This is a genomic window from uncultured Aquabacterium sp. (assembly GCF_947366995.1).
Lineage (GTDB): Bacteria > Pseudomonadota > Gammaproteobacteria > Burkholderiales > Burkholderiaceae_C > Aquabacterium.
In genome coordinates this window covers 23,105-37,330 of sequence record NZ_CANBCC010000015.1, presented here as the reverse complement: position 1 = coordinate 37,330, position 14,226 = coordinate 23,105, and the positions used below count along the sequence as shown (strand labels likewise).

Sequence of the window (14,226 nt, the reverse complement as noted above, 5' to 3'; positions counted from 1 at the left end):
GTTCAGTCCTTCTTGCGGTAGTCGTCGTGGCAGGCCTTGCAGGTGCCTTGCAGCTTCGCCAGTTGGGCCTTCACCTGACTCACGTCGCCTGCGGCCGCCACACGGGCCAGCTCATTGGCTTCCTTGTTGAACGATGCGGCCACCTCGCCGGCCTTCTTGTCCGTGAACAGCTCGGGCTTGGCGGCCGTCTCCTTCCACCCCTTGCCGGTTTCCGTGCCCGGTGCATAGAGCGCGCCCAGTCCGGAGTTGGCCAGGGCGGCTATCGCGTTGGCCGCCTTGATCACGTCGTCCTTGTTGTACGTGCCGTCCACGTTGGCCTTCACGCGGCCGGTGTTCCAGGCAATCACCTGATAGGCAGACTGACGCCACTTGATGAGCTGCTCGGGTTTGGGGGTCTGCTGTGCTTGTGCGGCCGGGGTGGCGAGCAGGGCAGCCAGCACGGTGGACGCCGTGGCGCCCAGAACGGCGACAAAGCGCTTGCGGTTCTTCATGGTCTTCCTTGTGGTGGGTTGGAGATGGAATCAAAGGGAGGCTCAGGACCTGCGCCCCTTGGTGGCAGCCAGTTGCTGGACGATCTCCAGCGCCTTGCGCACGTTCTGGTCCGGGGACACGCCACCGACCGTGGCGGCCACGCGGCCATCCGGCGTGACGACGAAGGTCGTGCGTTCGGTGCGCGCATGGTCGATCTCGATGCCGCGGGTGTCCTTGCGCCCGGCGGGCACTTCGGTGACCGGCAGATCGAACGCACGGGCGACCTTGCCGTCCGCATCCGACGCCACCGGGATCTTTCCAGCACAGAACTGGGGATCGGCCGAGAAATCGTTCAGGCGCGCGATGCTGTCGAGCGACACGCCGACGATCGACGCACCTGCCGCGGCGAACTTCTCGACGTTCTGGGCAAACAGGTGAGCCTGCACGTTGCAGCCATTGGTGAAGGCCGAAGGATAGAAATAGACGACGACCGGTCCTTTGCGCAACGCGTCCTTGAGCGCGTAGTGAAAGGGCTTTCCCGCTTGTGACGCCTGAAGGCGGAAGTCAGGGGCGATGTCACCCTCCTTGAGCGCGGCGTGGGCGGGCCACGCGAGCCAGGCGGCAGAAAGGGCCAGCACGGCGCCGGCGACAGATTTGTTCATGGTGTGGTGTTTCCTTGTTGATCGGAATGGGCTGACAGCCCCGACAGGTGAGAGGCCAGGGCCTCGATCTCGGTGTCGGTCAGGGGGCGGATTGCATCGCTCATCACGCCGCCCGGACTGTTACGGCGATCGCCGCTACGCCAGTTGCGTAACTGCTGATCGAGATAGCGCCACTCCTGCCCGCCAAGGACGGGCGACAGCGGCTGAGCTCGCTGCCCCTCGCCTCGTGGGCCGTGGCACGCTGCGCAGGCAGGTACGCCCCGAACTGAATCGCCCTGTTCGTACAGCCGGCGTCCGAGCTCGCTGACGTCGCGGGCGTCCCCCCGCATGGACGGCAGCGACGCGAAGTACGCAGCAATGTCGGCCGCGTCCTCGTCGGTGATGCTGCGAGCCATGATGGCCATCTGGTCGTGCTTGCGCGCACCCGAACGGAAGTCCTGAATCTGCTTGACGATGTAGGCGGCCTGCTGCCCGGCCAGCCGCGCGAACTTGCCTTCGGGCCCGTTGCTGTGGCCCTGGCCCTGCCCGTCTGCGCCATGGCATTCGATGCAGCGCTCGGCGTCCGCCTTGCCTTGCCCTAGCGCTGCGTCACCGGGTCGCGGCATGGTGGGCGAAGCCTGGCTGGGTCCACCCTTGCGGCCCTGTGTACCGGCTGCCAGCGAGCCCAGCGGGATGGCAGCCAGCAGACACAGCAACACGCCGATGCAGGCGTTCTTTGAGGACTTCCGCTGGCCCATCAGGACTGCTTGTAGAACGTGTGGCAGGCGCGGCAGGTGCGCGACAGCTCTGTGGCAGAGCCCGAGGCGCCCCCAAAGTCCTGCGCGCCCACCTGCTGCTGGATCTTCTCGGTCAGCTGCAGGCTTTTGCGCGAGAGCGCCAGGCCGTCCGGTGCTTCCGGCTTGGCCAGGTAGTGCTTCTCCACCGTCTGGAACAGGGTGTGCAGTTCCTCGGCATCCTTCGCAGAGGCACCGGCATCGCGCAGCGCGATGTTCGATGCCAGGCTCTTGTTGGCGTCCTCCACGTTCTGCATCAGGTCCATGTCCAGCGCGGCATCGGCCGCGCGGGCCAGCCCGATTGCGAAGCACAGCACTCCCAGCGGGATCAGGGCAGACAGCTTGCGCATCAGGCCAGGATGTCCTTGATGACCTTGCCGTACACCACCGTGGGGCGCTCGGATCGGCCGTTGTGGATGAAGGTCGTCTTCAGGTGGTCGAGCCCCATCAGGTGCAGCACGGTGGCATGCAGGTCATAGGTGTCGACCGACTTCTCCTTGTCGGCCACCTGCAGCCCGACGTCATCGGTCTCGCCGTAGGTGAAGCCCGCCTTGAGGCCCCCTCCGGCCAGCCACTGTGTATAGCCCCAGGGGTTGTGATCGCGGCCGCTCCCGCTTTCGCCCCAAGAGGTCCGGCCGAACTCCGAGGTCCACACCACCAGCGTGGTGTCCAGCAGACCGCGCTCCTTCAGGTCGTGCAGCAGGCCGGCAATCGGCTTGTCGACCATGCGCGCCATCACGGCGTGGTTCTGATCCAGCTCGCTGTGTGCGTCCCAGCTCTGGCGGTCGATGTCCGCGCCTTCAGGGAAGCCGGAGACCACCTGCACGAAGCGCACGCCGTTCTCCACCAGGCGGCGGGCCCGCAACAGCACCTCGCCATAACTCTGGCTGGTCTTGTCATTCAAGCCATACAGCTCCTTGGTGGCGGCCGTTTCCTTGCTGATGTCCACGGCCTTCGGGGCGGCCGTCTGCATGCGGTCGGCCAGCTCGTATGACTGCAGGCGGGCCCGCAGCTCGGTGTCGCTCGGGTACCGATCGGCGCCGATGTTGTTCAGACGCTTGAGCAGGTCCAGCGAAGCGCGCTGCTGCGCGGGGCTGCGCAGGTCGGGTCGGTTCAGGTAGAGGATGGGGTTCTCGCCCGGTCGGAAGGCCGTGCCCTGGTACACCGCCGGCAGGAAGCCCGAGGCCCAGTTCACCGAGCCGGCCGACGGCTCGCGGTCGCCGTTGTAGAGCACTACGTACGGCGGCAGATCCGGGTTGGCCGAGCCCAGTGCATACGTGATCCAGGCACCCAGCGACGGCCGCCCCGGGTTGAGGTCACCCGTGTTGAGCTTCAGGATCGAGATATCGTGCGTGGCGCCCACGGTCGTGCTCGACTTGATGAAGGTGAGCTTGTCGGCGTGCTGAGCCAGGTTGGGCAGCAGGTTCGAGAACCAGGCGCCGCTCTCCCCATACTGCTTCCAGGTGCGCTCCTTCGACACGAAGAGCTTGCCCACCCCGCCTTGCGTGCTGGTCTTGATGCCCTTGAGGAAGGAAGCCGGCACCGGCTCGCCAGCCAGGCGCTGCAACTCCGGCTTGTAGTCGTACAGATCGAGCGTCGAGGGCGCGCCGTTCTGATGCAGCCAGATCACCGACTTGATCTTGCCCGGAAAGTGCGGCGACTTCAGTGCCAGCGGGTCGGCCAGCTCGGCCGCGGTGGCGGCGTCGATGTAGCCGATGCCCGGCAGAAAGCCGCCGAGGGCTGCACCACCGAGGCCCAGGCCGGCCTGGCGCAGGAAGGCGCGACGTTGTTCGTTGTTCATGCTCTGATTCCTTGTCTGGATGAGGGTTCGTCAGCCGGATGGGTCCGGTCAGAAGCGATAGGCAAAGTCGTTGGAGTTCGCGACGGTGTGCACGAGGTCCACGAAGGCCGCTGACTTGATGGGGTCGTAGCCCTTGGTGTTCTTCAGGCCCCCCGGCACTGCCACCTCGAACTTGCCCTCGGCGACCTTCTGACGGATGGCAATCTGCTGATCGGCGAGGAACTGCTTGAGCGCAGCGCGCTCGGTCTTGTTGGGCTCCCGGGCAAACAGGATCTGGTAGACCCGATTGAGCTGTGCATCCTCGTTCGCCCCGGCCTCGTTGATCACGCGGCCCGCCAACGCCTGGCTCCAGTCAAAGACAATCTCGCTGTTGAACAGGGTCAGGGCCTGCAGCGGCGTGGTCGTCACATCCCGCTTGTGATGCGGGTTGTTGGGGTTGGCCGGATCGAAGTTCTGCGTGATCGGGTATGGGAAGCTGCGACGCGTGAACACATAGAGGCTGCGGCGGTGCCAGTCCTCCTGGTCATCGGACACGGTCCATGCACGGTTGCCCGCGAAATCCTGCGACTTGCCGACGTCGTTGCCACGCTTGAGCACCGGCGGGAACACGGACGGTCCTCCCACCTTGTCGACCAGCAGGCCCGACGCGTACAGCAACGAGTCGCGGATCTCTTCGGCTTCCAGGCGCTTGCGCGGATAGACAGCCAAGAGCTTGTTCTCGGGGTCGAGCTTCGCGACATCCTTGCGCTCGTCAGACGACTGGCGATAGGTGGACGACAACAGGATCTCGCGGTGCAGCTTCTTGATGCTCCAGCCGTCGCCGACGAACTTCGAGGCCAGGTGGTCCAGCAGCTCAGGGTGGGTCGGCTTCTGGCCCGCACGACCGAAGTCGGCCACCGTGGGCACGATGCCCTTGTCGAAGTACTGGGCCCAGGCCCGGTTCACGTAGACGCGTGCCGTGAGCGGGTTGTTGTCGGCGCTCAACCATTGAGCCAGCACCGCGCGGCGACCGGAAGAATGGGCCAGCGGCGTTATGGGCACTTCACCCTTGCCGCCCCACAGCGCCGGGATGCCAGGGTTCACGGCCTCCAGTGGCTTCTCGTGGATGCCTGTGAAGCGCACGTGGGTGGGCGGCACCTCCTTGCTGGTCAGCTCCAGCGCGGTCGTCAGGGTGCCACTGCCCTTGGACGGCTTGAGCTTGTCGAACTGCTTGAGCTGCTCCTGCAGGCCCTTGTACTCCTTCCACAGGGCAACGTGGTCCTCCTTGTAGTCCGCACGCGTCTTCTCTTCTGCGGTGTCACGCAGGTAGCTGACGATCTCGTTGTCGGACGCCACAGCCTGCTTGCGCCAGTTCACCCACTTGTCGAGTGGCGTCCACTCGGCTTCGGGCTTGAAGATGGCGGCACGGCTGTCATCGAGGTAGCGCTCGTTGTAGTACTTGCGACCAGCCTCGCGCACCTGATCGAGGATGGCCTTCTGACGCGCCCGGATGTCCTTCGTGGCCTCGTTGTAGACGGCCAGCTGCTTCTGATAGGCCCGGTCGAACTCGGTTTCCGTGCCCTTGGCCAGCGGTGCCTTCTCGTTGAAGGCCGTGTTGGCGAAGAAGGCCTGCAGCTGGAAGTACTCCTTCTGGCTGACGCGGTCCGACTTGTGGTTGTGGCAGCGGGCGCAACCAATGGTCTGCGCCAGGAAAACCTCGCCGACCAGATCCGTCATGTCGGTCTCGATCTGGTACTTCCGCTGAATGAGGTCACGCGAGTTGTAGTTGTCGGGGTAGCCCGCCAGAAAGCCCGTTGCAATGCGGGCCTGCTGGTCATCCGGCCACAGCTCGTCACCGGCCAGCTGCTCCTGGATGAAGCGGTTGTAGGGCTTGTCGCTGTTAAAGGCGTTGATAACGTAGTCGCGATAGCGCCAGTTATTGGGCCGCGTGTTGTCGTTCTGAAAGCCGGTGCTGTCCGCGTAGCGGGCCAGGTCCAGCCAACGGCGGGCCTGGCGTTCCCCGAAGTGATGGGAGGCCAGCAGACGGTCCACCAGCCTCTCGTAAGCCTGAGGCGACTTGTCGTTGACGAAGGCCTTGACCTCCTCCGGCGTGGGCAGCAAGCCCCAGGCATCCAGCGTGGCGCGGCGGATGAAGGTGGCCCGATCGGCTTCAGGCGAAGGCTTGAGCCCGGCGGTTTCCTGCTGGGCCAGCACGAAGGCATCGATGGGCGAACGCACCCACCGCGCGTTCTGCACGGTGGGCACGGCGGGCGCCTTCAGCGGCTGATACGGGCTCCAGCGCCCACTGGTTGCGGCCGGCTGCGCGGCTTTGGCCGCCACCGGATTCGTGCCTGTCGAGGACGTCGGCTCGGCCGCTTGCAAGGAAACAGCCGCCAGCCCCACTGCGGCGGAGACAAGCCATCTGTTATTCATTTCTATGGCCTCCATTTGCGATACGCGGAAAATTCATTTGCTTACTTTCCTTGGATATGACAATCCACGACAAAACACCTGAGAGAGCCTTGTTGCCGGCGTTCGATAAAAGGCGCCCGGGCAGCGAGGGATGGCGGCATAGCGCAACTTGCATGCCAGCCGAAAAGCCAAGCGACCCCACCACAAACAACCTTCCAAGTTGTTGATAAGCAAGGATATTCTCGGATCCCATATGCTTATCTGGATTACATCGAAAGGCGATCGGCCTCGCGGAGTGGATTCCCCGCGGTGATTCCTCAACACCCCGCTGCACGAAAATCAACAACGCGCTTCACAGAAATCAACACAAAGCACGCCAGATACTCGTTCAACCCAACAAAAAGCCTGGCACAAACCCTGCGTAAAGCTCGGCTCTCGATATTCAGAATTCCTTGAAGCAGGAGCCATTTAGTGTCCTTTCAGAAAAAATCTCAGGTGGCCCTCGCAGCCTTGCTCGCGCTATCCGGGGCCGCTGTCCACGCGCAGTCCAACGCCAGCGAGGTCCAGTCCCTGAAGAACACGGTTGAAGAACTGCGGCGCCAAGTGGAAGAGTTGCGCGGGCTGGTCCGGCCACAGGCAGCGGCCCCCGCCACGGCGAGCCCGGTCGAAGGCGAATCACAGGAGAGCATCGACGCGCGGACCGCGGCTTCCAAGGCCGACATCCAGGGCCTCCGCACCGATCTCGAGAACTACAAGTACGACCAGTCGCGCCTGCAGGAACGCAACATCCCCAGCGTCACGCGCAACACGCGCCTGGGGGGCACCGTCACGCTGGGCTATGAAACCCGCAACCCGGCTTATGCGGCCGGGGACTCGCAGACCACCGCAGCCAGCACGGCGAACCCGGCCGAGCCGCGTGACAACGGGTTCCGGGCGCCAACCGCCACGCTGAACCTGACCGGCAACCTCTACCGCGACTACGCCGAGGGCCGCAACCTCACCTACCGGTTGGCGCTCAACATCGGCACCACCGGCACCAACGCGACGAGCAATTCGCAGGTCAACCTGACGGACGCCTACATCCGCTACAGCTACGAGCCTGCGACAGGCAACCTCGAGGACCGCCTCGGCACGGTCACGCTGGGCCAGCAGCCCGTGCCCTTCGGGCTCGATGCGCCCGCGCTCGACCCCGAGGTGCGTGCCGTGATCAACAGCGCGCTGTTCGTCAATGGACTGGATCTCGGCACCCGCCAGATCGGCCTGCTCGTGCAGGGTGACTTCGACCCCTATGTCGACTTCACCAACAACTACCGAGCTCCTCTGCTGGGCTACGCGCTGGGCTACTTCAACGGCAACGGCCCCAACAAGAACGACAACAACGCCTCGCGCGACTGGCTGGCACGCCTGGTCTTCACCCTGCCGGTGGATTACACGAGCTGGTTCCGTCAGCTGCAGATCGGCGCGAGCTACTACAAGCGTTCGCCCACCGTGGCGCGCACCAGCACGGCCACCACCGGCTTCACCGGCGAGAACGACATCACCGGCATCGACGTGAACTGGACCCACCTGCCCTTCTCGATCTCGTACGAATGGGCCCGTGGCAAGGGCCAGATCACCCCCACGGCCGTCGATCCTGATGGCTACAAGCGGGGCGTGGGCCAGTACATCAACCTGGGCTACACGTGGGGTGAGCAGTTCCTCAACAGCTCGAAGCAGCAAGGCAAGTTCGATGACTACTGGCCGCAGTCCTATCAGGCCTTCGTGCGCTACGACACCTTCGATCCGAACGACAACGCTCGCGTGGTCAATGACAAGCAGACCCGCACCACGCTGGGCCTGAACGTCTTCTTCGCCGAGACGACCCGCTTCCAGATCAACTACTTCAAGGATAGCAACGAAGCGGGCACCAGCGCCCAGCCCAAGCGCGCCACCGGCCTGCAGGCGCAATTCGTCGCCGGCTTCTGATCCCCACAGACATCCACAGGAGTGTTCCCCTCATGAAACGTCGCACCTTCAGCGCCGCCCTGGCCACGAGCCTGGCCGCGCCAGCCCTCATCGGCCTGTCCACCGGCACGGCCCGGGCGCAATCCGGCGGCAAGCCCGCCACCATCCGCATCGGCTTCCCCGGCGCCGGCACGGCAGGCCGGCCCCTGCCCTCTTCCGGCTTCACGGCCAACGTCGTGTTCCGCGGCGAGCTGGAGCAGGAATTCGCAGCCGACGGCATCAAGATCGAATGGAAGTACTACGTCGGCGCCGGGCCTGCGCTCAACGAGGCCTATGCCAACGGCTTGCTCGATTTCTGCTTCGGCCACGGCGACCTGCCGTTGATCGTGGGTCGCTCCACCGGGCTCAAGCACAAGATCCTGCTGTCCTCCGGTCGCGGCGGCGACACCTACTTCGTGGTGCCCGCGTCCTCCAGCGCGAAGAGCATCAAGGATCTGGAGGGCAAGATCCTGTCGTGCCAGAAGGGCACCGCGGGGCAACTGCGGCTCTACCGCTTCCTGGCCCACCACGGCTACAAGGAACCGGAGAAGCAGTTCCGCATCATCAGCCAGATCACCGACGACCGCCGAGCCTCGCTGGCCACCGGCAACATCGCCGGCGCACTGGACACGCCCTTTGGCCTGGAGGCCCGCGGCATCGCCCGCACGCTGGACCAGATCTTCGACGATCCCTTCCAGAACGTCCCGGGCTCGGTGTGGGTGGGCGAGGCCTTCGAGCAGCGCCATCCCGACCTGGTGCAACGCATCGTCAACCGACTGGTCAAGACCGCGCACTGGAGCTCGCAGGAAGCCAACCGGGAAACGCAGTACCAGCTGTGGACCCGCGCGGGCGACAACACCTACATCGACAACAAGCGGGTGTGGGACCGCACCAAGGACCTGCGTAACCGGATCAACCCCCTGCTGGACGAGTACTACACCGCCTCCATCCAGCGTTCAATCAACGAGATCAAGGGTCACCGCCTGTCACGCCGCGACGTGAGTCTGGACGGCTGGATCGAGCCCAAGTACCTGAACAACGCGTTGCGCGAACAGAAGCTCGAGACGTACTGGCCCACCCAGGACGCCAACGGCAAGTTCACCCGCACCTGACCCCCGCGACCCGAGGAGGAACCCACCATGGCCGTGTCCACCGACGACCTTGCAATCTTTCCGCCAGAGGGAGCGCTGCCCGCCACAACGGCATCGACACGCCGGTCACCGTCGCGCGTCATCGGGGGCCTGTCCTGGCTGGTCGGCATCCTCGGTACCGTGGCGCTCGGCCTCATCCTGCCGACCGCGCTGTTCGCGCTGTGGTGGACGGCCGCCGACCGCCACTGGATCGCCGAGCAGATCCTGCCCTCGCCCGCGTTCGTGTGGGAGTCGCTCGGCATCGTGTGGGACAGCGGCGAGCTGCTGGGCCACGTCGGCCACAGCGCCCGACGTGCCGCGCTGAGCCTGTTGATCGGTGGCGGTGCCGGGCTGGTGATGGGCTTTGCCATGGGACTGTCCGAGCGGATCAGGGCCTATGTGTGGCCCAGCTTCAATGCACTCGCGCAGCTGCCGGTGCTCGGCTGGATCCCACTGCTCATCATCTTCATCGGCATCGAAGAAGGTCTGAAGTTGACGGCCATCTCGATCGCGGTGGTCGTGCCCGTCGCGCTCAGCACGCTCAACGGCATCGCCAACATTCCGGCGGCGCTGCTCGAGGTCGGGCGCGTCTACCGCTTCAGCGCATGGCAGACCCTGGTCCGCATCGTGCTGCCGGCCACCACGCCGGCCTTGTTCACGGGCTTGCGTCAGGGCGTGACGCAGGCATGGCTCACCACAATCTTCGTCGAGCTGCTGTCCTCGAGCGAGGGCCTGGGCTTCTTCATGTCCTACAGCCGCTCGCTCAGCCAGATCGACATGGTGATCGTCTCCATGCTGGCCATCGGCGTGCTGGGGATCGCCATCGAACTCACCTTGCGGCTGGTCGAATCCCGGCTGCAAGGCTGGCGCCGCAACGCCTTCTGAACCCGACCCGACCTGAACGCTTCACCATGTCTCTGCCTTCCAAACGACCCGACTGGCGCGGCTGGGTTCTGCCTGCTGCTTTCATCGCAATGTGGATCACCGCCACGCAGCTGCACTGGGTGAACACCCGGCTCATCGTGCCCCCCGCGGGGGTGGTGACCACCGCCATCACCGAGCTACAGAAGCCTGATTTCCATGTCGGCGTCGCACTCAGTCTGTGGCGAGATCTCGCCGGTTTTGCAATCGGCGCACTGGCCGGTGTGGCCGTCGGCACCCTGATCGGCGTATCCCGCCTGGCCGACAAGCTCATCGGTCCAACCTTCCACACGGCCCGCCAGATCTCGCTGTTCGCGTGGCTGCCCTTGCTCTCGGCCATCCTCGGCACCGGGGATGCAGCCAAGATCCTGTTCATCGGATTCTCGACCTTCTACCCCGTGGTACTGGGGACGACCGAGGGCGTGCGGGGCGTGACCCAGGCCCATGCCGAGGTGGCCCGTGTATACGGGTTCACGCCCTGGCAGACGCTGCGCCGCCTGGTGTGGCCGGCTGCCGCGCCGCAGATGCTGGGTGGCCTGCGCCTCGGGCTCATCTATGCCTGGCTGGCCACCATCGGTGCCGAGTTCCTGCTCGTCAACGACGGGCACGGCATCGGCAACATCGTCTTCAAGGGGCGCAATGCCTTCAATGTCGAGCTGATCCTCTTCGGCCTGCTGGCCATCGGCCTGGTCGGCGTGGTGTTCAACCGCCTGGCCACGCTGGCCGAGCAGCGCCTGCTGCACTGGCGTGCGCCCGCCCGCCGCTGATCCGAGGCTTGTCACCCATTCCAACCCGGCCGTCTATCAGGAGCCGCCATGCCCCACGCCGCCACCATCGACATCCAGCAACTCCACAAGCAGTACGACGTCAAGGGACAACCCTTGAAGGTCCTGCAGGACATCAACCTCTCGATCCGACCGGGCGAGTTCATCAGCATCGTTGGGGCCAGCGGCTGCGGCAAATCGACGTTGCTGCGCCTGTTGATCGGCCTCGAATCCGGCTACAGCGGCAAGCTGCTGCTGGACGGAAAGCCCATTCAGGGCACGAGCCTGGATCGCGGCATCGTGTTCCAGGAGCACCGCCTCTTTCCCTGGCTGAGCGTCGAACAGAACGTCGCGCTGGGCCTGCTGAACGCACCGGGCACCCAGGCAGAGAAAGACCGTAGCGTGCGCGAGCACATCGAACTCGTCGGGCTCAAGGGGTTCGAGAAAGCCTACCCTTATCAGCTCTCGGGCGGCATGTCGCAGCGCGTGGCCATCGCTCGCGCGCTGGTCAACCGCCCGGAGGTGTTGCTGCTCGACGAACCCTTCGGCGCCCTCGACGCACTGACGCGCACCCGGCTGCAGCAGGAACTGCAGCGCATCTGGCAAGCCGAGGGCATCACCGCCATCCTCGTCACGCACGATGTGGAAGAGGCCGTCTATCTCGGTGACCGCATCGTCGTGATGGAGCCGCGCCCCGGCCGCATCAAGCGCATCGTCGACGTGCCGCTGGCACGTCCGCGCGACCGGGTCCGCGCGGCCTTCGCGTCCATCAAGGACGACGTGCTCGGCGAGTTCAATCACGAGATCAACCACGCCACAGTGGCCGAGCGGCTCGAACGCGTGACCGACCCGCTCACGGCATGAGCCAGTCCCTTCCCATTCCTTCACCTCATCGCTGCATGCAGTTCAAGAACATGTCCAACCGTTCCGCTCTCTCGCTTCTCTCCCTCGCCGCCGCTGTGGCGCTGTCCGCCCCTGTCGCCCACGCCCAGGAAGCGGCCTCCGCTGGCGAGCCGGCCGCCTCGGCCCCCAAGCCTTACGTGGCACCACCCTGGACCTACAAGACGCGCCAGCTCAGCCGCAACGACGTCGATCGGCTGCTGAGTAACCCGAAGAAGCTGCTCGTGCTGGACGTGCGCCGCCCCGACGAACTGGTGAAGTACGGCAGCCTGGCCGTCTACCTGAACGTGCAACTCAAGGATCTTCCTTACGCGCTGGACTACATCCCGCGCGATCGCCAGATCATCACGGTGTCCAACCGGGCACACCGGGCGGGCGCGGCCGGCGACCTGCTGGCCAGCAAAGGCTACAAGGTGGCCGGTGCGCTGGGCTCGGAAGACTATCGCGAGGCCGGCGGCAGCATCCAGAAGGTGTTGCCGCCCCCGCCCAAGCCGGCGCAGTGAGGAGGACAGCATGACCGCGCACGTGAACACCGACACCCTGCATGCGGGGCTGGCGCCAGCGACAGAGACAGCAGAGACGGCCCCTTCCGCGCTCCTCACCGTACCCATCTGGGACCTTGCCCTGCGGGTCTTTCACTGGTCGTTGGTGGCCGCGGTGAGCGCGGCCATCGCGACCGGTCTGGCCGGCGGCGACTGGATGGTGTGGCACGGACGCGCTGGCGTCGCCATCGCGGGCCTGCTGGGCTTCCGCTTCAGCTGGGGCCTTCTCGGCTCCGAGACGGCCCGATTCCGATCCTTCCTGCCGACGCCCGCCCGCTTGCGGGCCTGTCTGGCGGGGCGGTGGCACGGCGTCGGGCACAACCCACTGGGGGCGCTGTCGGTGATCGCCCTGCTGACCCTGCTCGCCGTGCAACTGGGCACCGGCCTGTTCAGCGATGACGACATCGCCTTCAGTGGCCCCCTCGTTTCGCTCGTGCCCGATGAGCAGATCAGCGCCCTGACGGCATGGCACCACCGCGTGGTCAACCTGCTGTACGGCCTGCTCGGCCTGCACATCGCGGCCATCGCCTTCTACGCGGTCGTACGCCGCAAGAACCTGGTGCGCCCGATGGTGACCGGACAGGCCGCAATGCCCCCTGGCACGCGACCGCCACGCGCGGGCAAGCCTGCGGCGCTGGTGCTCTCGGTGGCCATCGGCGCGGGGGTGGCCTGGGGCGCGAGTGGCCTGTGGATCACACACAAGCCCGTCGCACCGGCCACGTCGCAGCCCGCCCCTGCGTGGTGACCTGCACACCACGCATAAGCAAGCTCAGTTTCATTCGTTCTGCTTCCATCGACCCACTTCTAGCATCCGATCACCTGTTCACCACATCACACCAACATGCTGTTCTCGAAATCTTCCCGTCGCGCCTTCCACGGCCTCGCCCTCGCCTCGGCCCTGGCTGTCACCGGTCTCACCCCGCTGGCCGCCCACGCCAAGGACATCACGCTGCTGAACGTGTCGTATGACCCGACGCGCGAGCTCTATCAGGAGTACAACGCGGCATTTGCCAAGCACTGGAAAGCCAAGACTGGCGACAACGTGGTCGTCAAGGCCTCGCACGGCGGCTCGGGCAAGCAGGCCCGCTCGGTAATCGACGGCCTGGAAGCCGACGTGGTGACCCTCGCACTCGCCTACGACATCGATGCCGTCGCCGACAAGGGCCTCCTCAAGGCCGACTGGCAGAAGGCCTTCAAGGGGAACAGCTCGCCTTACACGTCCACGATCGTCTTCCTGGTGCGCAAGGGCAATCCCAAGCAGATCAGGGACTGGGACGATCTGGTCAAGCCCGGTGTGGCCGTCATCACGCCCAACCCCAAGACATCGGGCGGCGCCCGCTGGAACTACCTGGCGGCATGGGGCCACGCTTTGAAGAAGACTGGCTCGGAAGCCCAGGCCAAGGCCTTCGTGACCCGCCTGTTCGAGAACGTGCCCGTGCTGGACTCCGGTGCCCGCGGCTCGACCGTGACCTTTGCGGAGCGTGGCCAGGGTGACGTGCTGCTGGCCTGGGAAAACGAAGCCCACCTGTCGCTCAAGGAGTTCGGCGCAGACAAGTTCGACATCGTGTACCCGAAGATCAGCATCTACGCCGAGCCGCCCGTGGCCATCGTGGACAAGGTGGTCGACAAGCGCGGCACCCGCGATGTGGCCAAGGCCTATCTCGAGTACCTCTACAGCGCCGAGGGCCAGGACATCGCCGGCAAGAACTTCTACCGCCCGACCGACGCCAAGGCTGCTGCCAAGTACGCCAAACAGTTCCCGAAGATCGAACTGCTCAAGATCGACGACGTGTTCGGCGGCTGGACCAAGGCACAGAAGACGCACTTTGCCGATGGCGGTGTCTTCGATCAGATCTACACGAAGAAGTAAGACGGGGAAAGGCAAAGG

The 14,226-nt window shown here is 65.2% G+C and carries 14 protein-coding genes; 8 read left to right on the top strand and 6 right to left on the bottom strand.

All coding sequences use genetic code 11. The features are described from left to right. Positions 1–2: 2 nt before the first annotated feature. The 6 genes from Q0Z44_RS06375 to Q0Z44_RS06350 are packed head-to-tail and all read right to left on the bottom strand — an operon-like array spanning position 3 to position 6,119. Positions 3–491, bottom strand: a complete 489-nt coding sequence (locus tag Q0Z44_RS06375; protein ID WP_298011302.1) for a cytochrome c — start codon at positions 489–491, stop codon at positions 3–5. 42 nt (positions 492–533) lie between these two features. Continuing rightward, positions 534–1,133 carry a peroxiredoxin gene (locus Q0Z44_RS06370; RefSeq protein WP_298011301.1) on the bottom strand — a complete coding sequence of 200 codons (600 nt, stop codon included), beginning with the start codon at positions 1,131–1,133 and terminating at the stop codon, positions 534–536. Continuing rightward, positions 1,130–1,870, bottom strand: a complete 741-nt coding sequence (locus Q0Z44_RS06365; RefSeq protein WP_298011300.1) for a cytochrome c4 — start codon at positions 1,868–1,870, stop codon at positions 1,130–1,132. The genes Q0Z44_RS06370 and Q0Z44_RS06365 overlap by 4 nt, the downstream gene beginning before the upstream one ends. Next, positions 1,870–2,256: a hypothetical protein gene (locus Q0Z44_RS06360; protein ID WP_218929730.1), complete on the bottom strand. Its 387-nt coding sequence runs from the start codon at positions 2,254–2,256 to the stop codon at positions 1,870–1,872. The genes Q0Z44_RS06365 and Q0Z44_RS06360 overlap by 1 nt, the downstream gene beginning before the upstream one ends. Next, complete coding sequence (locus Q0Z44_RS06355; protein WP_298011299.1) at positions 2,256–3,707, bottom strand: DUF1501 domain-containing protein; 1,452 nt, start codon at positions 3,705–3,707, stop codon at positions 2,256–2,258. The genes Q0Z44_RS06360 and Q0Z44_RS06355 overlap by 1 nt, the downstream gene beginning before the upstream one ends. A gap of 48 nt (positions 3,708–3,755) precedes the next feature. Beyond that, positions 3,756–6,119 carry a DUF1549 and DUF1553 domain-containing protein gene (locus Q0Z44_RS06350; RefSeq protein ID WP_298011298.1) on the bottom strand — a complete coding sequence of 788 codons (2,364 nt, stop codon included), beginning with the start codon at positions 6,117–6,119 and terminating at the stop codon, positions 3,756–3,758. 450 nt (positions 6,120–6,569) lie between these two features. Here Q0Z44_RS06350 and Q0Z44_RS06345 point away from each other — a divergent pair, with 450 nt between their 5' ends. The 8 genes from Q0Z44_RS06345 (at position 6,570) to Q0Z44_RS06310 (ending at position 14,208) form a co-directional block, all read left to right on the top strand. Continuing rightward, the gene (locus Q0Z44_RS06345; protein WP_298011297.1) at positions 6,570–8,063 is read left to right on the top strand and encodes a hypothetical protein; all 1,494 of its coding nucleotides are present in this window, start codon (positions 6,570–6,572) and stop codon (positions 8,061–8,063) included. A 32-nt stretch (positions 8,064–8,095) separates the two neighbouring features. Next, positions 8,096–9,193, top strand: a complete 1,098-nt coding sequence (locus Q0Z44_RS06340) for a TetR family transcriptional regulator (RefSeq protein WP_298011296.1) — start codon at positions 8,096–8,098, stop codon at positions 9,191–9,193. A 27-nt stretch (positions 9,194–9,220) separates the two neighbouring features. Next, positions 9,221–10,096 carry an ABC transporter permease gene (locus Q0Z44_RS06335; protein WP_298011295.1) on the top strand — a complete coding sequence of 292 codons (876 nt, stop codon included), beginning with the start codon at positions 9,221–9,223 and terminating at the stop codon, positions 10,094–10,096. A gap of 26 nt (positions 10,097–10,122) precedes the next feature. After that, the gene (locus Q0Z44_RS06330; RefSeq protein WP_298011294.1) at positions 10,123–10,899 is read left to right on the top strand and encodes an ABC transporter permease; all 777 of its coding nucleotides are present in this window, start codon (positions 10,123–10,125) and stop codon (positions 10,897–10,899) included. A gap of 48 nt (positions 10,900–10,947) precedes the next feature. Continuing rightward, a complete protein-coding gene (locus tag Q0Z44_RS06325) occupies positions 10,948–11,760 on the top strand; it encodes an ABC transporter ATP-binding protein (RefSeq protein ID WP_298011293.1) in 813 nt (270 codons plus the stop codon). Positions 11,761–11,810: 50 nt separating this feature from the next. Further along, a complete protein-coding gene (locus Q0Z44_RS06320; protein ID WP_298011292.1) occupies positions 11,811–12,299 on the top strand; it encodes a rhodanese-like domain-containing protein in 489 nt (162 codons plus the stop codon). A gap of 10 nt (positions 12,300–12,309) precedes the next feature. Beyond that, the gene (locus Q0Z44_RS06315; RefSeq protein WP_298011291.1) at positions 12,310–13,083 is read left to right on the top strand and encodes a cytochrome b/b6 domain-containing protein; all 774 of its coding nucleotides are present in this window, start codon (positions 12,310–12,312) and stop codon (positions 13,081–13,083) included. A 96-nt stretch (positions 13,084–13,179) separates the two neighbouring features. Next, entirely contained in the window at positions 13,180–14,208 is a 1,029-nt protein-coding gene (locus Q0Z44_RS06310) for a sulfate ABC transporter substrate-binding protein (protein ID WP_298011290.1), read from the top strand. Positions 14,209–14,226 lie beyond the last annotated feature (18 nt).